This window comes from Pseudomonas sp. B21128 (assembly GCF_044218865.1).
In the GTDB taxonomy this organism is placed as follows: Bacteria; Pseudomonadota; Gammaproteobacteria; order Pseudomonadales; family Pseudomonadaceae; genus Aquipseudomonas; species Aquipseudomonas iridis.
This window is the reverse complement of the sequence record NZ_CP162590.1, coordinates 277,861-298,652: the sequence shown is the minus strand read 5'-3', so window position 1 is coordinate 298,652 and position 20,792 is coordinate 277,861. Positions and strand designations below refer to the sequence as shown.

Here is a 20,792-nt window from a genome sequence, read left to right as displayed (position 1 = left end):
GCATAACCAAGTACCCAATGACAGTTCAGGGCGCGAAAGCCCTGGAAGAAGAACACACTCACCTGACCAAGGTCGTCCGTCCGAAGCTCAGCCAGGACATCGGGACGGCCCGCGAGTTGGGTGACCTGAAAGAGAACGCGGAATACCATGCCGCCCGCGAACAGCAGGGCATGGTCGAGGCGCGGATTCGTGACATCGAAGGCCGGATTCAGAATCAGGTCATCATTGATGTCACGACCATTCCTCATACCGGCAAAGTGATCTTCGGTACCACCGTCGAAATCGCCAATGTCGAGACGGATGAAAGCGTCACTTACCACATCGTGGGTGAGGATGAGGCTGACTTCAAACTCGGCAAGATTTCGGTCGGTTCGCCTCTGGCCCGCGCCTTGATCGGCAAGGAAGAGGGCGATACGGTCGCCGTGAAAACGCCAGGCGGCGTTATCGAGTACGAGATTGTCGAAGTCCGTCACATCTGAAACCGGGCGCCCGCTGCATGCGGGCGCCATGCTTTGGCAGCTGACCCAGATGTTGTGGGTTGGCGGTCTTTGGCTGATTCATTTCGGTTTGCAGCCGGCGTTGGTCAGGATTGGCCTGGCGCCGCTGTTGATCGACGAAGTTGCCAGTGCATTTGAAGTGCTGGTGGTGGGTTTTTCCGCCGCATGCGTGATATTTCAGGCTTTGGTGCTGTTACAGGCCGAGGGCCTTGCCAGTCTATGGCGGGATTTTCGCGGGCAGGTGCTGTTGATGGCGTTGTACGCGTGTGCGATGTATGTCGCAGTGCGTTTAGGCTGGCCGGATGCGCAGCGCTGGCAGGTGTTCAGCTATCTGGCGCTGGGGTTTTCCGGGCTGGTGCTGGTGATGCAGCCGGTGCCGGGATGGAGTGGCAGGGTGCGCGAAGCACACCCTTGACCCTTGTCATCACTTGAAGCGATGAACGTTCGACAGTTGCTTGTTGACGCTGAAGTTCTTGCGGTAAAGCAGTGCCATCTTGCCGATGACCTGAACCAGATCCGCCTTGCCGACCTTGCACAGTTCTGCAATGGACGCCAGGCGCGACTCGCGATCAAGGATGTTGAGCTTGATTTTGATCAGCTCGTGATCCGCCAAAGCGCGTTCAAGTTCGGCTAACACACCTTCAGTCAAACCGTTGTCAGCCACAGTCAAAACTGGTTTCAGATGGTGGCCAATGGATTTGTACTGTTTCTTCTGCTCTGGAGTGAGCGGCATAATCTGACCCTTTCGTCTGGATTCTGTAAAATGGCGGCCATTTTACCCGAGGGTTCGTGGATCCGCCCAACTAATCACGACCCTTATCATCGAGGTGCCCAATGGCGCGTTCCAAGACAAGCCTTGGTTGGCTGAAAAGACATGTCAATGATCCCTATGTGAAGCAGGCGCAGAAGGATGGCTACCGTTCGCGTGCGAGTTACAAACTTCTGGAGGTCCAGGAGAAGTACAAGCTGATCCGTCCTGGCATGAGCGTTGTCGACCTGGGTGCGGCGCCCGGCGGCTGGTCGCAGGTCACCAGTCGGCTGATCGGTGGTCAGGGGCGTTTGATCGCCTCGGACATCCTGGAGATGGACAGTATTCCTGACGTGACTTTCATCCAGGGAGACTTCACCGAAGACGCAGTGCTCGCGCGCATCCTGGAAGCCGTGGGTAATTCGCAGGTGGACCTTGTGATTTCCGATATGGCCCCCAATATGAGTGGTACGCCTGAAGTGGATATGCCAAAAGCCATGTTTCTTTGCGAACTGGCTCTTGATCTGGCGGAGCGGATACTCAAACCAGGTGGTAATTTCGTTATCAAGATCTTTCAGGGCGAAGGGTTCGATGTTTACCTGAAGGACGCTCGCAAGAAATTCGACAAGATCCAGATGATCAAGCCGGATTCGTCCCGGGGCAGTTCCCGAGAGCAATACATGCTGGCTTGGGGCTACCGCGGCCGCAGCGAGTAAAACGACGTAATTCGACCAGGGCGATAGGTTTTTCGCATTTCGCTCCGGGCGCATTAACGAATATTGTGTAGAAAGTGTTTCACAAAGGGTTACAGACGGCGCCTGCCAGAGTTGTAGGTAATGTAGTAAGTTAGGCCGGTGAATATCATGCGAAGCGCGCGCCAGTAGCGGAGCTTGCTTCAGAGGGTAGTTAATTGAACGATATGGCAAAGAATCTGATCCTGTGGTTGATCATCGCGGCTGTCCTGGTGACGGTGATGAACAACTTCTCCAGCCCTAACGAGCCGCAGACCCTCAACTATTCCGACTTCATCCAGCAGGTCAAGGATGGAAAGGTCGAGCGCGTAGCCGTTGATGGTTATGTGATTACCGGCAAGCGCAGCGATGGCGACAGCTTCAAGACCATTCGTCCGGCTATTCAGGACAACGGTCTGATCGGCGATCTGGTCGACAACCACGTTGTGGTTGAAGGCAAGCAGCCCGAGCAGCAAAGCATCTGGACCCAGCTTCTGGTGGCCAGCTTCCCGATCCTGGTGATCATCGCGGTGTTCATGTTCTTCATGCGCCAGATGCAGGGCGGTGCGGGTGGCAAGGGTGGGCCGATGAGCTTTGGCAAGAGCAAGGCGCGCCTGCTCTCCGAAGATCAGGTGAAAACCACTTTGGCTGACGTTGCTGGTTGCGATGAAGCCAAGGAAGAAGTTGGCGAGCTGGTTGAGTTCCTCCGTGATCCGGGCAAGTTCCAGCGTCTGGGCGGTCGAATTCCTCGCGGTGTCTTGATGGTCGGTCCTCCGGGTACCGGTAAAACCTTGCTGGCCAAAGCAATCGCCGGCGAGGCCAAGGTGCCGTTCTTCACCATTTCCGGTTCCGACTTTGTCGAAATGTTTGTTGGTGTCGGTGCGAGCCGCGTCCGTGACATGTTCGAGCAGGCCAAGAAGCACGCTCCGTGCATCATCTTTATCGACGAAATCGACGCCGTCGGTCGCCATCGTGGCGCCGGCATGGGCGGTGGTCACGATGAGCGTGAGCAGACGCTTAACCAGCTGCTGGTTGAGATGGACGGCTTTGAAATGAATGACGGCATCATCGTGATCGCTGCAACCAACCGTCCTGACGTACTCGACCCTGCGCTGCTGCGTCCGGGCCGTTTCGACCGTCAGGTTGTGGTCGGTCTGCCGGACATCCGTGGTCGTGAACAGATTCTCAAGGTTCACATGCGTAAAGTGCCGATGGGTGACGACGTCGCTCCGGGTGTTATCGCGCGTGGTACCCCGGGCTTCTCCGGTGCCGATCTGGCGAACCTGGTCAACGAAGCTTCGCTTTTCGCTGCTCGCAGCGGCAAGCGCATCGTCGAGATGAAAGAGTTCGAACTGGCCAAAGACAAGATCATGATGGGCGCCGAGCGCAAATCGATGGTCATGTCCGAAAAAGAAAAGCAGAACACGGCTTATCACGAAGCTGGCCACGCTATTGTTGGTCGCGTCGTGCCTGAGCATGATCCGGTCTACAAAGTGTCGATCATTCCGCGCGGTCGTGCGCTGGGTGTGACGATGTTCCTGCCGGAAGAAGACCGTTACAGCCTGTCCAAGCGTGCGTTGATCAGTCAGATCTGCTCGCTGTACGGCGGCCGTATTGCTGAAGAAATGACCCTGGGCTTCGACGGTGTGACCACCGGTGCTTCCAACGACATCATGCGTGCCAGTCAGATTGCGCGAAACATGGTGACCAAGTGGGGGCTGTCGGAAAAACTTGGTCCGCTGATGTACGCCGAAGAAGAGGGTGAAGTGTTCCTCGGTCGCGGCGGTGGTGGCCAGGCTGCCAGCTTCTCCGGTGAAACGGCCAAGCTGATCGACTCCGAAGTGCGCAGCATCATTGACCAGTGCTACGGCACGGCCAAGCAGATCCTCACGGACAACCGTGACAAGCTCGATGCCATGGCTGATGCCCTGATGAAATACGAAACAATCGACGCTGAACAGATCGACGACATCATGGCTGGCCGTACGCCTCGCGAGCCTCGCGATTGGTCGGGTGGTACCGGGACACCGCCGCCTCCAGTTGTTCAGGATGAGCGTCCGGAAAAACCGATCGGTGGTCCGGCTGCTGACGTTTAAGGTTTGAAATGACTTCTGTTCAGTCCCTGACCCGGTTGCCTTGCGGCAACCGGGTTCTTGATTTGGCCCAGACGCATGTCATGGGCATTCTCAATGTCACTCCCGATTCCTTTTCCGATGGCGGCCGATACAACCAGCTCGACGAGGCCTTGCGCCACGCCGAAGCCATGGTTGCGGCTGGCGCGACGTTAATTGATGTTGGCGGCGAGTCCACTCGCCCCGGCGCGCGCGCGGTCTCGCCGCTGGAAGAACTTGAGCGCGTGGCGCCGATTGTCGAGTTGATCAACCGCGAACTCGACGTAATCATCTCGGTCGATACGTCGACACCCGCCGTGATGCGCGAAACCGCGCGGCTGGGAGCAGGGTTGATCAACGATGTGCGGTCATTGCGGCGCGACGGGGCGCTGGATGCGGCAGCGGCAACCGGTTTGCCTGTGTGCCTCATGCATATGCTCGGAGAGCCGGGTGATATGCAGGACAATCCTCAATACGATGATGTCACTCGGGAAGTGGGTGAGTTTCTCGCCGAACGCATGTCGCGATGTGCATTGGCAGGTATTCCGGCTGATCGGATCATCCTTGATCCCGGCTTTGGCTTCGCCAAAACCTTGCAGCACAATCTAAGCTTGTTCAAGCATATGGAAGCCCTGCATGCGCTGGGCCGCCCCTTGCTGGTGGGTGTTTCGCGCAAGAGCATGATCGGGCATGCATTGAATCGTCCTGTGGGCGAACGTTTGTATGGTGGTCTGGCTCTGGCTGCACTGGCGTCGGTCAAGGGTGCGCGTATATTGCGTGTCCATGATGTGGCGCAAACGGTAGATGTCGTGCGAATGATCGCGGCCGTCGAATCAGCCGAATAAGAATGATGGAGCACTTATGAGCAAGAAATATTTTGGTACTGACGGCATTCGTGGTCGAGTCGGTGAATATCCGATTACTCCTGACTTCATGCTCAAGCTTGGCTGGGCTGCCGGCATGGCGTTCCGCAAGATGGGTGCCTGCAAGGTGCTGGTCGGCAAAGACACGCGAATTTCCGGCTACATGTTCGAGTCGGCGCTCGAGGCTGGTCTGACATCGGCAGGTGCCGATGTCATGCTGCTCGGTCCAATGCCGACGCCTGCCATTGCTTACCTGGCGCGCACGTTTCAGGCTGAGGCCGGTATTGTGATCAGTGCTTCGCACAACCCGCATGATGATAACGGGATCAAATTCTTCTCCGGAAAAGGCACCAAGCTTCCGGACGAGCTGGAGTTGATGATCGAAGAGTTGCTCGACACCCCGATGACCGTGGTCGAGTCGAGCAAGATCGGCAAGGTGTCGCGGATCAACGATGCCTCAGGCCGTTACATTGAATTCTGCAAGAGCAGTGTGCCTACCGGCACCACTTTTTCCGGGCTGAAAATCGTCATCGACTGCGCCCACGGCGCTACCTATAAGGTTGCTCCAAGCGTTTTCCGTGAACTTGGTGCAGACGTTGTCGTGCTGTCGGCGCAACCCAACGGCCTTAATATCAATGACAACTGCGGTTCAACCCATATGGGACCGCTGCAGGCGGCAGTACTGTCAGAGCACGCTGACCTGGGTATCGCCTTCGATGGTGATGGCGATCGGGTCTTGATGGTCGATCACACCGGCGCTATCGTCGATGGCGACGAGTTGCTGTTCATCATCGCGCGTGATTTGCACGAGCGTGGAAAGCTGCAGGGCGGCGTGGTTGGCACCCTGATGAGTAACCTTGGTCTGGAATTGGCGCTCGCTGATCTTTCGATTCCATTTATTCGTGCCAATGTCGGCGATCGCTATGTGATCGCTGAATTGTTGGAGCGTAATTGGCTGGTCGGTGGTGAAAACTCTGGACATGTCGTTTGCTTCAATCACACCACAACGGGCGACGCGATCATTGCGGCTCTGCAAGTGCTGATGGCGCTCAAAACGCGTAACGAAGGCCTGGCGCTAGCTCGCCAAGCGTTGCGCAAGTGCCCTCAGGTGCTGATCAATGTGCGTTTCGGCGGTGGCGAAAGCCCGCTGGAGCATCCGGCAGTCAAGGAAGCCAGTGCGCGCGTAACCCAGGCAATGGCGGGGCGTGGACGTGTGCTTTTGCGCAAGTCCGGCACAGAGCCTCTGGTGCGTGTGATGGTCGAAGGCGAGGACGAAGCCGTGGTTCGCGGCTATGCCGAAGAACTGGCAAAACTGGTAACTGAAGTTTCTGCCTGATACGGCTTGCAAGCCATGATTGTGTTGGGTAACATCTGCGCCCACTTTGACCGACGAGGTACAGCATGCGTCGCCCTATGGTAGCTGGTAACTGGAAGATGCACGGTACCCGCGCCAGCGTCGCTGAGCTGATCAACGGCCTTCGTCATCTGGCCTTGCCAAGCGGTGTTGATGTCGCAGTATTCCCGCCTTGCTTGCATATCAATCAAGTGATTGATGGTTTGAAAGGTAAGTCGATTTCGGTCGGCGCGCAGAATTCTGCGGTGGAATCCATGCAAGGTGCGTTGACCGGTGAGATTGCACCGAGTCAGTTGGTGGATGCAGGTTGTTCCCTAGTGCTTGTCGGGCACTCCGAACGCCGTCAGATAATGGGCGAGCGAGACGGAATGCTGAATCGCAAGTTCGCAGCGGCACAGGCATGTGGCTTGATTCCGGTGTTGTGTATAGGGGAGACCCTTGAGCAGCGCGAAGCCGGTAAAACTCTTGAGGTTGTCGGGCGTCAGCTGGGCAGCATCATTGAGGAGCTGGGTGTGGGTGCTTTTGCCAAGGCGGTAATAGCTTACGAGCCGGTCTGGGCCATTGGTACCGGGCTGACCGCAACACCGCAGCAGGCTCAGGATGTGCATAAAGCCATTCGTGAGCAGTTGGCGGCAGAGAATTCTGAAGTCGCACGAGGTGTGCGGCTTCTATACGGCGGCAGCGTGAAGGCGGCCAATGCGGTCGAACTGTTCGGCATGCCGGATATCGATGGGGGGCTCATTGGTGGAGCTTCCCTGAATGCAGATGAGTTCGGTGCGATATGTCGCGCCGCGGGAAACTGAAAAAATGCTGGAAACAGTCGTAGTCGTTTTTCATCTGCTGGGTGCATTGGGCGTAGTTGCTCTGGTTTTGCTGCAGCAGGGTAAGGGTGCGGACGCTGGCGCGTCTTTCGGAGCAGGTGCTTCAAATACTGTCTTCGGAAGCCAAGGTTCCTCTACCTTTCTTAGTAAGTTTACTGCTATACTTGCCGCCGGTTTCTTCATAACCAGCTTGGGGTTAGGTTACTTTGCTAAAGAGAAAGCTCATCAGCTGACTCAAGCAGGTTTGCCAGATCCAGCAGTGTTGGAAGTACCTAAGCAACAACAACCGGCTTCTGATGATGTACCGGTGCTTCAAGAGCAAAAGTCGGCTTCTCCAGCGACTGACGTACCTCCAGCTCAAGAGCAAAAGTAAGAAGGGTTTCACTGTAGTTTTGCCGAGGTGGTGGAATTGGTAGACACGCAACCTTGAGGTGGTTGTGCCCATAGGGTGTAGGGGTTCGAGTCCCCTTCTCGGTACCAATTAGTCAGGATAGCCCGCTGTTGCGGGCTTTCTTGCAGGTGGAAGGTAGATTGACCCTATAAGGGATCGGTCGTATACTTCCGCCCCAGCTTTGTCGCGGGGTGGAGCAGTCTGGTAGCTCGTCGGGCTCATAACCCGAAGGTCGTCGGTTCAAATCCGGCCCCCGCAACCAGTTTAAAGAGCCCCTTTTAAGGGGCTTTTTGTTAGCTGGACACTTTCAACGCCGCTGTTCGACGGCGTTTCAAGGATGGGCGTTTCGCCCATTTTTTTATTCTGCATAGCATGCACATACATGCACTAGGGGGTTCAGGTGTCGAGCAAGCTAGAAGAGTTGCAGGCCTTGCTGGCCCCGGTGGTCGTGGCCCTAGGCTATGAATGCTGGGGTATTGAGTTTTCGGCTCAAGGTCGTCACTCGATGTTGCGCGTTTATATCGATAAAGAGGGCGGTGTGCTGGTGGACGATTGCGCCATTGTCAGCCGTCAGATCAGCGGTGTCCTGGATGTTGAAGATCCAATCACCGTTGAATACACCCTCGAAGTTTCCTCGCCTGGCATGGAGCGCCCACTGTTCACTATCGAGCAGTTCGCCCAGTTTGTCGGTGCACAAGTGAAGATCAAGCTGCGCTCGCCTTTTGAAGGTCGACGCAACTTTCAGGGCCTTCTGCGCGGTGTAGAAGAACAGGATGTCGTGGTGCAGGTAGATGACCATGAGTTTCTGTTGCCGATCGATATGATCGACAAGGCCAACATTATTCCCAGTTTTGACTGAGACGCGGATCCCGCGGATCCAATGGCTTGCGAAAGGCGAGGCGTACGATGAGCAAAGAAGTACTGCTGGTTGTTGAGTCGGTATCCAATGAAAAGGGCGTACCGGCAAGCGTAATTTTTGAAGCGCTGGAGCTGGCTCTGGCCACTGCTACCAAAAAGCGTTTTGAAGACGAAGTTGACCTGCGTGTGGAAATTAACCGCCACACCGGGGCATACGAAACTTTCCGTCGCTGGACGGTCGTCGAAGAGAATGATCTTGACGATCCGGCTATCGAAACCTGGCCGAGCAAGGTTGCCGAAACGCATCCTGGTGCCAACGTTGGCGACGTCGTTGAAGAGAAAATCGATTCCATCGAGTTCGGCCGTATTGCTGCGCAGACTGCCAAGCAAGTCATCGTGCAGAAAGTGCGTGAAGCCGAGCGCGCTCAAGTGGTCGACGCCTATCGCGAGCGCCTGGGAGAAATCATCTCCGGCACCGTGAAGAAAGTGACCCGCGACAACGTGATCGTCGATCTGGGCAACAACGCTGAGGCGTTGCTGGCTCGTGAAGACATCATTTCTCGCGAAACCTTCCGTGTCGGCGTGCGTCTGCGTGCGCTGCTCAAGGAAATCCGCACCGAGAACCGCGGCCCGCAGCTGATCCTGTCGCGTACCGCGCCGGAAATGCTGATCGAGCTGTTCCGCATCGAAGTGCCGGAAATTGCTGAAGGTCTGATCGAAGTAATGGCTGCGTCCCGTGACCCGGGTTCGCGCGCCAAGATCGCCGTCCGCTCCAAGGACAAACGCATCGACCCGCAAGGCGCTTGCATCGGTATGCGCGGTTCGCGCGTCCAGGCAGTGTCGGGTGAGTTGGGCGGTGAGCGTGTTGATATCGTCCTGTGGGACGACAACCCGGCTCAGTTCGTGATCAACGCCATGTCCCCGGCCGAGGTTGCGGCAATTATCGTTGACGAAGATGCCCATGCAATGGACATCGCCGTTGGCGCAGACAATCTGGCTCAGGCCATCGGTCGTGGTGGTCAGAACGTGCGTCTGGCAAGCCAGTTGACTGGCTGGACCCTGAACGTGATGACCGAATCGGACATCCAGGCTAAGCAGCAAGCAGAAACCGGCGACATTCTGCGCAACTTCATCGACGAGCTGGAAGTCGACGAAGACCTGGCGCAGGTGCTGGTAGATGAAGGCTTTACCAGCCTGGAAGAGATTGCCTACGTACCGTTGGAAGAAATGCTCAACATCGACGGCTTTGACGAAGATACCGTCAACGAGCTTCGCGCTCGTGCCAAGGATCGTTTGTTGACCAAAGCCATCGCTACTGAGGAAAAGCTGGCAGACGCCCATCCGGCCGAAGACCTGCTCTCGCTTGAGGGTATGGACAAGGATTTGGCGATGGAACTGGCGGTGCGCGGCGTAATTACCCGCGAAGACCTGGCCGAGCAGTCTATTGACGACCTGCTCGACATCGACGGCATTGACGATGATCGTGCCGGCAAGTTGATCATGGCCGCCCGAGCCCATTGGTTCGAGTAATTAGGCGCGGCCTGAGGAGAGAAGTGCATGACGCAAGTCACGGTGAAACAACTGGCCGATGAGGTCAAAACACCGGTAGAGCGCCTGTTGCAGCAGATGCGTGAGGCAGGTCTGCCGCACACCGCCGCCGAAGAAAATGTGACTGACAGTGAGAAGCAATCTTTGCTGACTCACTTGAAAAGCAGCCACAAGGCGAAAGTGGAAGAACCACGCAAGATCACGCTGCAGCGTAAAACCACCAGCACCCTGCGTGTGGCTGGTAGCAAGAGCATCAGCGTTGAAGTTCGTAAAAAGAAAGTTTTCGTACAGCGCAGCCCGGAAGAAATCGAAGCCGAGCGCAAGCGTGAACTGGATGAGCGTCGCGCAGTAGAAAATGCTGCCCGCCAGAAAACTGAGCAAGAAGCCAAGCAGCGCGCCGAAGAAGAAGCACGCCGCAATCCTGGCTCTGCGCAAACCGCGACTAACGCCGCCGTTGCAGCTCCTGCTGCAGTTGCTGAGCCGGTACGTGAAAGCGCGCCGGTGGCTGCCGCTGCCCCAGCGCCGTCTGCTGACGTTCGTAACAAGCAGAACGAACAGCGCCGTCCGGACAAACCACGTGCCGACGACAACAATCGTCGCAGTGGCGGTGGTGATGGCGAGCGCAAAAACGCTCCGCATCGCGCATCGGTCAAAGAGAAAGCGCCAGCGCCACGTGTTGCACCACGTACTACCGACGAAGAAAGCGATGGCTTCCGTCGCGGTGGTCGCGGCAAGGCCAAGCTGAAGAAGCGCAACGCTCACGGTTTCCAGAGCCCAACCGGCCCTGTAGTGCGTGATGTGCAGATCGGCGAGACCATCACTGTTGGCGATCTCGCCAATCAGATGTCGGTCAAGGCTGCTGAAATCATCAAGTTCATGTTCAAACTGGGTACTCCAGCGACCATCAACCAGGTGCTTGATCAGGAAACTGCTCAACTGGTAGCCGAAGAACTGGGCCACAAAGTGACCCTGGTCAGCGACACCGCCCTGGAAGATTCCCTGGCCGAGTCCCTGAAGTTTGAAGGTGAGTCGTTCTCCCGTGCGCCAGTTGTGACCGTAATGGGCCACGTTGACCACGGTAAGACGTCGCTGCTCGACTACATCCGTCGTGCCAAGGTAGCTGCTGGCGAAGCCGGCGGTATCACCCAGCACATCGGTGCGTACCACGTTGAAACCGAACGCGGCATGGTTACCTTCCTCGACACCCCTGGTCACGCCGCGTTTACCGCAATGCGTGCTCGTGGTGCCAAGGCGACCGACATCGTGATCCTGGTAGTTGCAGCGGACGACGGCGTGATGCCGCAGACCATTGAAGCTGTTCAGCACGCGGTAGCTGCTGGCGTTCCACTGGTTGTTGCAGTGAACAAGATCGACAAGCCGGGCGCTGATCTCGATCGCATCCGTAGTGAACTGTCGGTTCACGGCGTGACGTCGGAAGAGTGGGGCGGTGAAACGCCGTTCGTATCGGTTTCGGCGAAACTCGGTACTGGCGTGGACGACCTGCTTGAAGCCGTTCTGCTGCAAGCTGAAGTGCTCGAACTGAAAGCAACTCCGTCGGCTCCAGGTCGTGGTGTTGTGGTTGAATCGCGTCTCGACAAAGGTCGTGGCCCGGTTGCAACCGTTCTTGTCCAAGACGGTACCCTGCGCCAAGGCGACATGGTTCTGGTCGGTTCGAACTATGGCCGCGTGCGTGCCATGCTCGATGAGAACGGCAAGCCAATCAAGGAAGCCGGTCCTTCCATCCCTGTCGAGATTCTCGGCCTGGACGGTACCCCGGACGCTGGCGACGAGATGAGCGTGGTTGCCGACGAGAAGAAAGCCCGTGAAGTGGCTCTGTTCCGTCAAGGCAAGTTCCGCGAAGTCAAACTGGCTCGCGCTCACGCCGGCAAGCTGGAAAACATCTTCGAAAACATGGGTCAGGCAGAGAAGAAGACGCTCAACATCGTCCTCAAATCTGACGTCCGTGGTTCGTTGGAAGCTCTGCAAGGCGCTCTGAATGGCCTGGGCAACGACGAAGTGCAAGTGCGCGTAGTCGGCGGCGGTGTCGGTGGTATCACTGAGTCCGATGCCAACCTGGCACTGGCTTCGAGCGCTGTACTGTTCGGCTTCAACGTGCGTGCCGATGCTGGCGCACGGAAGATCGTCGAGCAGGAAGGTCTGGATATGCGTTACTACAACGTGATCTACGACATCATCGAAGACGTCAAGAAAGCCCTGACCGGTATGCTCGGCAGCGATGTTCGCGAGAACATTCTGGGTGTCGCCGAAGTGCGTGACGTGTTCCGTTCGCCGAAGTTTGGCGCGATCGCAGGCTGCATGGTGATCGAAGGTGTTGTGCACCGTAACCGTCCGATCCGTGTACTGCGTGAAGATATCGTTATCTTCGAAGGCGAGCTGGAATCCCTGCGCCGCTTCAAGGATGACGCTTCCGAAGTACGTGCCGGCATGGAATGCGGTATCGGCGTGAAGAGCTACAACGACGTCAAAGTCGGCGACAAGATCGAAGTCTTCGAGAAGGTTCAGGTTGCTCGCAGCCTCTAACTCGCGCACTTCAAGGGCCACGTCGGGCCGTCGCATGAAAATGCGCGGCACGGCGTCAGGACTCTAAACGCAACGCCCGGTCTGGCTTTTGTCAGGCCGGGCGTTTGCCGCTTTCAGACCTCGCGGGTTTCACCGTGGGGCAGTAACAGGTAACAAATCATGGCAAAAGAATACAGCCGTACCCAACGTATCGGCGATCAGATGCAGCGTGAGCTGGCCCAGCTGATCCGTCGTGAAGTCAAAGATCCGCGCGTCGGCCTGGTGACTATTACCGCAGTGGAAGTCAGTCGTGACGTCGGTCACGCGAAGATTTTCATCACCGTGATGGGGCAGGACAACGCAGAAGATATCGCGCAAAGCATCAAGGTACTGAATGCCGCCGCAGGTTTCCTGCGTATGCAACTGGCCCGCGAAATGAAGCTGCGCAGCGTGCCGCAATTGCACTTCCACTACGACGAATCCGTTGTCCGTGGTGCGCACCTGTCGGCGTTGATCGAGCGCGCTGTTGCTGAAGACAATCAGCACGTTGTCGTTCCAGCACCTGAAGACACCAAGGAGTAACTCGGTGGCTCAGGTCAAACGTATCCGTCGTAACGTCAGCGGCATCATCCTGCTCGACAAGCCGCTGGGGTTCACCTCAAACGCCGCGCTGCAGAAGGTTCGCTGGCTGCTCAATGCCGAGAAAGCCGGGCACACTGGCAGTCTCGACCCACTGGCCACCGGTGTACTGCCGTTGTGCTTTGGTGAGGCCACCAAGTTCTCGCAGTACCTGCTCGATTCCGACAAGGGTTATGAAACCCTGGCGCAACTGGGCAAGACCACCACCACGGCGGATGCCGAAGGTGAGGTTTTGCAGGAACGCCCGGTGACCGTTGGTCGCGCCGATGTCGAAGCTGCCTTGCCGAAATTTCGCGGCCAAATCAGTCAGATACCGCCGATGTACTCAGCGCTCAAGCGTGATGGCCAGCCGCTGTACAAGCTGGCCCGTGCAGGCGAAGTAGTGGAGCGTGAACCGCGTTCTGTTACTATTGCGCGCTTGGAATTACTGGCCTTCGAAGGCGATACTGCGCGGCTTGCGGTGGATTGCAGCAAGGGCACCTATATTCGCACCCTGGTGGAGGATATTGGTGAGCAACTCGGTTGTGGTGCGTACGTCGCAGAATTGCGTCGTACCCAGGCCGGGCCTTTCACCCTGGCGCAGACCGTTACCCTCGAAGAGCTTGAAGCGGTACATGCCGAAGGCGGCAACGAAGCGGTCGACCGCTTCCTGATGCCATCGGACAGCGGCTTGCTGGATTGGCCGCTGCTGCACTTCTCGGAAGCGAGCGCGTTCTACTGGCTCAACGGCCAGCCGGTACGTGCCCCGGATGCTCCGAAGTTCGGCATGGTGCGGGTACAGGATCACAATGGTCGCTTCATCGGTATCGGTGAAGTGAGCGAAGACGGGCGCATCGCGCCACGTCGTTTGATTCGGTCAGAATGACCGAAACCAGTCTGTGTAACAGCAGGCTGGCGAGTGTGGCTGTTAACAGGCACGGTCACGACTCATTTATAGATACAGGGATTTGTCCCTGGCCTGTTGAAGCTGTTTCCCTGAAACAGTTTCCTGATAAAAGGATTGCCTCATGGCTCTCGACGTTCAAGAAAAAGCTCAAATCGTTGCTGACTACCAGCAAGCTGTTGGTGACACTGGTTCGCCAGAAGTGCAAGTTGCACTGCTGACTCACAACATCAACAAGCTGCAGGGTCACTTCAAGGCCAACGGTAAAGATCACCACTCCCGTCGTGGTCTGATCCGCATGGTAAACCAGCGTCGCAAGCTGCTGGATTACCTGAAAGGCAAGGATCTGGGTCGTTATCAGGCTCTGATCGGTCGCCTGGGTCTGCGTCGCTAATAAGCGATTGCGCTCTGAGGTTGGTTGTTTGTCAGACGTCCGCGGTTTTCCGCGGGCTTCCGGCAGGCTCCCAGCCTCAAGTTTTATCTGGATACACGTTTTACCCTGGACAGGCGTCGGGCCGATTCCCGGCATTGCCCAAGAATTTCGCAAGAAACCAGTTCCCCAAGAGCCACAAAGAAGGTAGGACACCGTGAACCCGGTAATCAAAAAATTCCAGTTCGGTCAGTCGACCGTTACCCTCGAGACAGGCCGTATTGCCCGTCAAGCCTCCGGCGCAGTGCTGGTTACCGTTGATGACGACGTGACCGTACTGGTGACCGTTGTTGGCGCGAAGCACGCAGACCCAAGCAAAGGCTTCTTCCCTCTTTCCGTTCACTACCAGGAAAAGACTTACGCTGCCGGTAAGATCCCTGGCGGTTTCTTCAAGCGCGAAGGCCGTCCTTCCGAGAAAGAAACCCTGACTTCCCGACTGATCGACCGTCCGATCCGTCCGCTGTTCCCAGAAGGTTTCATGAACGAAGTGCAGGTTGTCTGCACCGTCGTTTCCACCAGCAAAAAGACCGATCCGGACGTCGCGGCGATGATCGGTACCTCGGCTGCCCTGGCCATCTCGGGCATCCCGTTCGACGGTCCGATCGGCGCCGCTCGCGTTGCTTTCCACGAAAGCACCGGCTACCTGCTGAACCCGACTTACGAGCAACAGAAAGCATCGAGCCTGGACATGGTCGTTGCCGGTACCTCGGAAGCCGTGTTGATGGTTGAATCGGAAGCCAAAGAGCTGACCGAAGACCAGATGCTGGGCGCTGTACTGTTTGCTCACGACGAGTTCCAGGTTGTGATCAACGCGGTTAAAGAACTGGCTGCTGAAGCTGCCAAGCCTACCTGGGCCTGGGCTCCACAAGCCGAAGCGACTGAGCTGCTGGGCGCTATCCGCTCCGAGTTCGGCACTGCGATCTCCGACGCCTACACCATCACCGTCAAGGCCGACCGTTATGCTCGCCTGGGCGAGTTGAAGGATCAGGTTGTGGCCAAGCTGTCCGGTGAAGAAGGCCAGCCTTCGTCCAGCGACGTCAAAGCTGCTTTCGGCGAAATCGAATACCGCACCGTTCGCGAAAACATCGTAAACGGCAAGCCACGTATCGACGGTCGCGACACCAAAACCGTACGTCCGCTGAACATCGAAGTCGGCGTTCTGCCGAAGACTCACGGTTCGGCGTTGTTCACCCGTGGTGAAACCCAGGCTCTGGTAGTCGCGACTCTGGGTACTGCCCGTGACGCACAGCTGCTGGACACCCTGGAAGGCGAGAAAAAAGACCCGTTCATGCTGCACTACAACTTCCCTCCGTTCTCGGTGGGCGAGTGCGGTCGCATGGGTGGTGCTGGTCGTCGCGAAATCGGTCACGGCCGTCTGGCCCGTCGTTCGATTTCTGCCATGCTGCCAGCCGCTGACGTGTTCCCGTACACCATCCGCGTGGTTTCGGAAATCACCGAATCCAACGGTTCGAGCTCTATGGCTTCCGTGTGCGGCGCTTCCCTGGCCCTGATGGACGCTGGTGTTCCGATGAAGGCGCCGGTTGCCGGTATCGCCATGGGTCTGGTTAAAGAAGGCGAGAAGTTCGCCATTCTTACCGACATCCTCGGTGACGAAGACCACCTGGGCGACATGGACTTCAAAGTAGCGGGTACCGCCAAAGGTGTTACCGCGCTGCAGATGGACATCAAGATCAAGGGCATCACCGAAGAGATCATGGAAATCGCTCTGGGCCAAGCCCTGGAAGCGCGCCTGAACATCCTCGGCCAGATGAACCAGATTATTGGTCAGTCGCGTAACGAGCTGTCGGAAAATGCTCCGACCATGATCGCGATGAAAATCGACACCGACAAGATCCGTGACGTTATCGGTAAAGGTGGCGCGACCATCCGTGCGATCTGCGAAGAGACCAAGGCTTCGATCGATATCGAAGACGACGGTTCGATCAAGATCTTCGGCGAAACCAAGGAAGCTGCTGAAGCTGCACGTCAGCGCGTTCTGGGCATCACCGCTGAAGCCGAGATCGGCAAGATCTACGTCGGCAAGGTTGAGCGCATCGTCGACTTCGGCGCATTCGTCAACATCCTGCCGGGCAAGGACGGTCTGGTTCACATCTCGATGTTGAGCGACGCTCGCGTTGAGAAAGTGACTGACATCCTGAAAGAAGGCCAGGAAGTGGAAGTGCTGGTACTGGACGTGGACAACCGCGGCCGTATCAAGCTGTCCATCAAAGACGTGGCAGCGGCCAAGGCTTCGGGCGTTTAATCACCCCAAAGTTTTAGCGCAATAAAAATGCCCCGCCGTGAAAACGGCGGGGCATTTTTTTGTCTGTGGAAAACCATAAAAAATCGCAGCCTGAGGTGAGCCGTGCAGGCGCTGCGAACTTTGCGTTTGTGAAAACCGGTGCTAGGTTTACTCCACCGCCCGTGTAGCTCAGCCGGTAGAGCAGCGCACTCGTAACGCGAAGGTCGCAGGTTCGATTCCTGTCTCGGGCAAAAATCTACTTTCGCTGTCTCTCGCCGAGTTTCAAATCCCCCCGGATCGGACCGCCTTTTCTTTCGCGGCCTTGCGTATTTGCGATGGATGCGCCGCAACCCGTGGTTGGACTCAGCGTTTCTTCATCGGTTTGATCGACGGCGCCATCGGCTTTCTTTAAGGCGAAGTGGCTCTTGTTTACGAAACTACGTAATCCAACATACGGCAGGTCGGCGGTGACCATTGGCAAGAGACAATCGTGATAATATCCGGAAAAATCAAATGACAGGGTATGTCACATAATGAGTGCAAAGCAGATTGGGGGGCTAACGGCCCTCCGATTTTTTGCGGCATTCGCGATTCTAATCCACCATGCCAAAGGAAATTTTTTCCCACCTGATTTCTTGCGCGGACTTCCGCTTGACGCAGGCGTAACTTTTTTCTTCGTTTTGTCCGGCTTTATTCTTTCTCACGTTTATTCGGAGAAAGGCATTCGCGGCGGGCTTTCACGATTCTATGCTGCACGTTTTGCAAGGCTTTGGCCTGCGCATGCGTTTTGTACGTTGATGCTATTGGTCTGCATTCCTTATCAGCGCGAGATATTAGAGTCAGCTCATTATGTCTATGTTCTGATTCTGAACTTGCTGATGCTGCACGCTGCGGTTCCGATCCCCGACGTTTACTTTTCCTTCAACGCCGTATCTTGGAGTATTTCAACTGAAATATTCTTTTATATGACATTCCCGCTTTTGCTGCTTTGGTTCTCCAGCAAACCAGTGCTTAAGCTGTGTGCCGCTATCGCCCTGGGCGGACTCTTCGCATATTCTCTCGATGCGTTGGGTGTCGTCTATTACGCAGCAGACAAACTCGATCAAGTCTCGTCGCATGGTCTGGTCTACATAAGTCCAATTAGTCGAATTCAAGAGTTCATGCTTGGGATTGTTTGTCAGCGACTGCTGTCTGGTCTTGATCTGAATTCAATCAAGAAAGGCCCAGCAACCTTTCTAGAGGTTGCGGCTATCCTGTCGATCATATTCATTACGCCAATACTCAGCGTTTCCGCATCGATGTTTGTTGGTGCTTCGCAGGTCGCTCTCTCTGAGTTTGTCCGGCATTCATCGATGGCTCTGCTCTTTGCCGCAGTTATCACATGCTTTTATATGGACAAAGGTTTTGTGTCGAGAGCCTTGTCGTGGCGTCCACTGGTGTTCCTGGGTGAAATCAGCTTTTCGATTTACCTGATTCACCAGGTCATCATCCGACTGACCACGCAGGAGCAGCTGCTGTCGGATTACGGCCCATACACCCGCTTCTGGTTCGTAGCGATCGCCTCCATCGCCTGCGCGGCATTCATCTGGAAATTCGTAGAGAAGCCGTGTCAAAAAGGGATCATGCGGATCTACGATGCGGCCCGCCTGAAGCTCAAGCCTTCTGAGTCCGCAATCTGAAACCTGGAGCTCCCAAGCAGGACGAGCTCTTCGCAACAGTGATTCAATTAGTCCATTCCTCAGCCAAATATGCCGCCTTCCCCATCAATAAAGAGGGAAGGCGGTAAATTCGGCTCTTATCTTGGGCTCGCCCCCTTTATTTCACCTTGCGGCTCAGATCCTCGACGGTACGTTTGAGCTGGTCCATCGCTCGGTCTTGATCGTTGATCTTCTGCTTCAGGTTCGAAATTTCACTGCTGCTCGAATTGGAGCTTGAGCCACTGTTGCGCTTGAGCTCTTCAACCTGGCGGCCGAGAGTTTCCAACTCACGATCCTGTTCTTTGACCTTGGTCTTCAATTCGTCGAGTTCCTTGCCGCTGGAGCTGGAACTGGAGCCGCTGCTGCGCTTGAGCTCTTCGATCTGGCGCGATTGATCGCTGACGGTGTCGCGCATCTTTTTCAGTTCATCGATGCTGATGTCACTTCGGATGACGACGTCTTTGCCGTAATCGTTGTGAATTAGAGGAACCTTGTCGCCATAGGACGGGCTGCTGTTGCTCAACTCAACAGCCATTGCGCTTGCCGGCAACGCCAGAGCGGCGATCAGAGCAGTCGTGGACACAACAGAAGAAATTTTCAAAAAGCTGCGCATCACTGGTTTTCCTTGTGAACAGCGGATGAGTGCCGAAGTGGCACATCGCTATGACTGGGGATCGGCGTTTATGTTCCGCAGGTCAGCTTTTTGTGAGAGAGATGTAAAGAGCCGTGTAATTTCTCATGCAAACGTCCTATATTCGGTGCCTGCATGAGCATCGCCCTGCAGTTTTCAGATGATCCCGAATGGTTCCGAAGGCCGGACAATCCGCGTCAGAGAGATCCTTGATGATCCAGATCCATCTTCCATTCCTATGATCAGCGAGAACGACATGACCGAATTAACTCAAGAGCAACGCCACGAACAAGCGCTGGAAAAGTACATTCTGGACGTGCCCGATCTGAAGGAAGAGATCAAGGACTTGAGTCCCGATGATCAGAAAGATCAGATCCAGTGGGCGTTCGAAGACGAAGCTGAAGCCCAGGGTTTGCAGCCGTGGGAGCTGACGCTCAAGTACACAAGCACGCCGGAGGAGTTCGAGGCCCAGCGTCTTGTTCTGCACAAGGAGGCGGCTGAAGTGCTTGGCGTCGAGTGGCAAGAATACTGCGAGATGAACAATCTCGTCGTTTGACGAGAGCTACAGGCTCCAAGCCGCAAGCGACAAGTCAAAGCGCAACAGCTTTGGCTTGCAGCTTGCAGCGCTGGACTTGCCACTGCAATTTAAAGGCTGAGACGCATCGACAGGTCCACCGCCTTCACATCCTTGGTCATCGCGCCAATCGAGATGTAATCCACCCCGGTTTCGGCGATCGGCAGCAGCGTGTTCTCGTTGATGCCGCCGCTGGCCTCCAGTTTTGCCTTGCCGCCGTTCAGGCGCACGGCTTCACGCATGTCGTCCAGGCTCAGTTCGTCGAGCATGATGATGTCGGCACCGGCCTCCAGCGCTTCCTTCAGCTCTTGCAGACTTTCCACTTCGATTTCTACAGGTTTGCCCGGGGCAATCTTGTGCGCGGCGGCAATGGCTTGCGCGATGCCACCGCTGGCAGCGATGTGGTTTTCCTTGATCAGGAACGCGTCGTACAGGCCGATGCGATGGTTGTGGCAGCTGCCACAGGTCACGGCATATTTCTGCGCCAGACGCAGGCCTGGCAGGGTCTTGCGGGTGTCGAGCAGCTTGACCTGAGTCTCGCCCACGAAGTCTGCCAAATACTGCGCGCGAGTCGCCACACCGGAAAGCAATTGCAGGAAGTTCAAGGCGCTGCGTTCACCGGTCAATAGCGAACGGGCCGGGCCCTCCAGATGAAACAGTGGCTGATTGGGTTTGACCCGCTCGCCATCGATTACCTGCCAATGCACCGCCACCCGTGGATCGAGCTGGCGAAACACCGCATCGACCCATGCCGTGCCGCAGATAACGGCGTCGTCGCGAGTGATGATGGTGGCTTTGGCCAGACGTTCGGCCGGGATCAGTTGCGCGGTGATGTCGCCGCTGCCGATGTCTTCGAGCAACGCACGGCGCACGTTGGCTTCGATTTCGGCGGTCAAATCGGCGAGACGTAGATTCGGCATAACGGGCTCCACAAACAAAGTGATTCGATTATAGGGGCATGGCGCGAGCCAACCCAAGGCAAGAACTTGCGAGCCAGGCCGCAGCTGGTCGATTTCTTTGAGTAAACCCCAGTGGGGCGTGGTCAGTTGAGGGTGACTGGGCGGGCATAGGGGAAACCCTGACGCCTATGGCGCTGATGACATCTTTTGCAAGATAATCCGCCTTGTATTTGACGTCATAGGCTTGACGTCTTTTTTTGCTGAAGGGTTCAACCCTGTGGGAGCGCGCTTGCTCCCAAATGCGGGGGTAATACTCACCCGCGATGTCACCGACAGATCGCCTTAGCGAGCAAGC

20 protein-coding genes and 3 tRNA genes are annotated in these 20,792 nt (G+C 56.3%); 20 read left to right on the top strand and 3 right to left on the bottom strand.

What is annotated here, in order from left to right:
* Positions 1-2: 2 nt before the first annotated feature.
* Positions 3-479, top strand: a complete 477-nt coding sequence (gene greA, locus AB4P91_RS01365) for a transcription elongation factor GreA (RefSeq protein WP_042561951.1) — start codon at positions 3-5, stop codon at positions 477-479.
* Positions 480-507: 28 nt separating this feature from the next.
* The gene (locus AB4P91_RS01360; protein WP_395604152.1) at positions 508-912 is read left to right on the top strand and encodes an MFS transporter; all 405 of its coding nucleotides are present in this window, start codon (positions 508-510) and stop codon (positions 910-912) included.
* 9 nt (positions 913-921) lie between these two features.
* Here the strand turns inward: AB4P91_RS01360 and AB4P91_RS01355 are convergent, their stop codons facing one another.
* Positions 922-1,230 (bottom strand): YhbY family RNA-binding protein, encoded by a 309-nt coding sequence (locus AB4P91_RS01355; protein ID WP_042557586.1) that lies wholly within the window; start codon positions 1,228-1,230, stop codon positions 922-924.
* A 101-nt stretch (positions 1,231-1,331) separates the two neighbouring features.
* Between AB4P91_RS01355 and rlmE the strand changes: the two genes are divergently transcribed.
* The 17 genes from rlmE (at position 1,332) to AB4P91_RS01270 (ending at position 18,315) form a co-directional block, all read left to right on the top strand.
* A complete protein-coding gene (rlmE, locus tag AB4P91_RS01350) occupies positions 1,332-1,961 on the top strand; it encodes a 23S rRNA (uridine(2552)-2'-O)-methyltransferase RlmE (RefSeq protein ID WP_042557587.1) in 630 nt (209 codons plus the stop codon).
* A 203-nt stretch (positions 1,962-2,164) separates the two neighbouring features.
* Positions 2,165-4,072: an ATP-dependent zinc metalloprotease FtsH gene (ftsH, locus tag AB4P91_RS01345; RefSeq protein WP_150595094.1), complete on the top strand. Its 1,908-nt coding sequence runs from the start codon at positions 2,165-2,167 to the stop codon at positions 4,070-4,072.
* Positions 4,073-4,080: 8 nt separating this feature from the next.
* On the top strand, positions 4,081-4,932 hold the full coding sequence (gene folP, locus AB4P91_RS01340; protein ID WP_395604151.1) for a dihydropteroate synthase: 852 nt from the start codon (positions 4,081-4,083) through the stop codon (positions 4,930-4,932).
* Between the two features lie 16 nt (positions 4,933-4,948).
* On the top strand, positions 4,949-6,286 hold the full coding sequence (gene glmM, locus AB4P91_RS01335) for a phosphoglucosamine mutase (protein WP_395604150.1): 1,338 nt from the start codon (positions 4,949-4,951) through the stop codon (positions 6,284-6,286).
* A 65-nt stretch (positions 6,287-6,351) separates the two neighbouring features.
* A complete protein-coding gene (gene tpiA, locus AB4P91_RS01330; protein WP_042557591.1) occupies positions 6,352-7,107 on the top strand; it encodes a triose-phosphate isomerase in 756 nt (251 codons plus the stop codon).
* Positions 7,108-7,111: 4 nt separating this feature from the next.
* Entirely contained in the window at positions 7,112-7,498 is a 387-nt protein-coding gene (gene secG, locus AB4P91_RS01325) for a preprotein translocase subunit SecG (RefSeq protein ID WP_042557592.1), read from the top strand.
* A 21-nt stretch (positions 7,499-7,519) separates the two neighbouring features.
* Positions 7,520-7,605, top strand: a tRNA-Leu gene (locus tag AB4P91_RS01320).
* A gap of 96 nt (positions 7,606-7,701) precedes the next feature.
* A tRNA-Met gene (locus AB4P91_RS01315) sits at positions 7,702-7,778 on the top strand.
* Between the two features lie 138 nt (positions 7,779-7,916).
* A complete protein-coding gene (gene rimP / locus AB4P91_RS01310; RefSeq protein WP_042557593.1) occupies positions 7,917-8,375 on the top strand; it encodes a ribosome maturation factor RimP in 459 nt (152 codons plus the stop codon).
* Between the two features lie 47 nt (positions 8,376-8,422).
* Complete coding sequence (gene nusA, locus AB4P91_RS01305) at positions 8,423-9,904, top strand: transcription termination factor NusA (RefSeq protein WP_042557594.1); 1,482 nt, start codon at positions 8,423-8,425, stop codon at positions 9,902-9,904.
* A 27-nt stretch (positions 9,905-9,931) separates the two neighbouring features.
* Positions 9,932-12,463 carry a translation initiation factor IF-2 gene (infB, locus tag AB4P91_RS01300; protein WP_150595091.1) on the top strand — a complete coding sequence of 844 codons (2,532 nt, stop codon included), beginning with the start codon at positions 9,932-9,934 and terminating at the stop codon, positions 12,461-12,463.
* A 159-nt stretch (positions 12,464-12,622) separates the two neighbouring features.
* Positions 12,623-13,024, top strand: a complete 402-nt coding sequence (gene rbfA / locus AB4P91_RS01295) for a 30S ribosome-binding factor RbfA (RefSeq protein ID WP_042557596.1) — start codon at positions 12,623-12,625, stop codon at positions 13,022-13,024.
* 4 nt (positions 13,025-13,028) lie between these two features.
* Positions 13,029-13,946 (top strand): tRNA pseudouridine(55) synthase TruB, encoded by a 918-nt coding sequence (gene truB / locus AB4P91_RS01290; protein WP_034154423.1) that lies wholly within the window; start codon positions 13,029-13,031, stop codon positions 13,944-13,946.
* Positions 13,947-14,088: 142 nt separating this feature from the next.
* Positions 14,089-14,358 carry a 30S ribosomal protein S15 gene (rpsO, locus tag AB4P91_RS01285; protein WP_003176135.1) on the top strand — a complete coding sequence of 90 codons (270 nt, stop codon included), beginning with the start codon at positions 14,089-14,091 and terminating at the stop codon, positions 14,356-14,358.
* A 193-nt stretch (positions 14,359-14,551) separates the two neighbouring features.
* Positions 14,552-16,657 carry a polyribonucleotide nucleotidyltransferase gene (pnp, locus tag AB4P91_RS01280; RefSeq protein ID WP_150596494.1) on the top strand — a complete coding sequence of 702 codons (2,106 nt, stop codon included), beginning with the start codon at positions 14,552-14,554 and terminating at the stop codon, positions 16,655-16,657.
* A gap of 157 nt (positions 16,658-16,814) precedes the next feature.
* Positions 16,815-16,887 (top strand) — tRNA-Thr (locus AB4P91_RS01275).
* Between the two features lie 282 nt (positions 16,888-17,169).
* The gene (locus tag AB4P91_RS01270) at positions 17,170-18,315 is read left to right on the top strand and encodes an acyltransferase family protein (RefSeq protein ID WP_395604149.1); all 1,146 of its coding nucleotides are present in this window, start codon (positions 17,170-17,172) and stop codon (positions 18,313-18,315) included.
* 136 nt (positions 18,316-18,451) lie between these two features.
* On the opposite strand, the gene AB4P91_RS01265 is transcribed toward AB4P91_RS01270, so the two are convergent.
* Positions 18,452-18,946 carry a hypothetical protein gene (locus AB4P91_RS01265; protein WP_150595088.1) on the bottom strand — a complete coding sequence of 165 codons (495 nt, stop codon included), beginning with the start codon at positions 18,944-18,946 and terminating at the stop codon, positions 18,452-18,454.
* 274 nt (positions 18,947-19,220) lie between these two features.
* Here AB4P91_RS01265 and AB4P91_RS01260 point away from each other — a divergent pair, with 274 nt between their 5' ends.
* A complete protein-coding gene (locus AB4P91_RS01260; RefSeq protein ID WP_150595087.1) occupies positions 19,221-19,520 on the top strand; it encodes a DUF6388 family protein in 300 nt (99 codons plus the stop codon).
* 89 nt (positions 19,521-19,609) lie between these two features.
* Here AB4P91_RS01260 and nadC read toward each other — a convergent pair whose 3' ends face one another.
* Complete coding sequence (gene nadC / locus AB4P91_RS01255; protein WP_395604148.1) at positions 19,610-20,458, bottom strand: carboxylating nicotinate-nucleotide diphosphorylase; 849 nt, start codon at positions 20,456-20,458, stop codon at positions 19,610-19,612.
* Positions 20,459-20,792 lie beyond the last annotated feature (334 nt).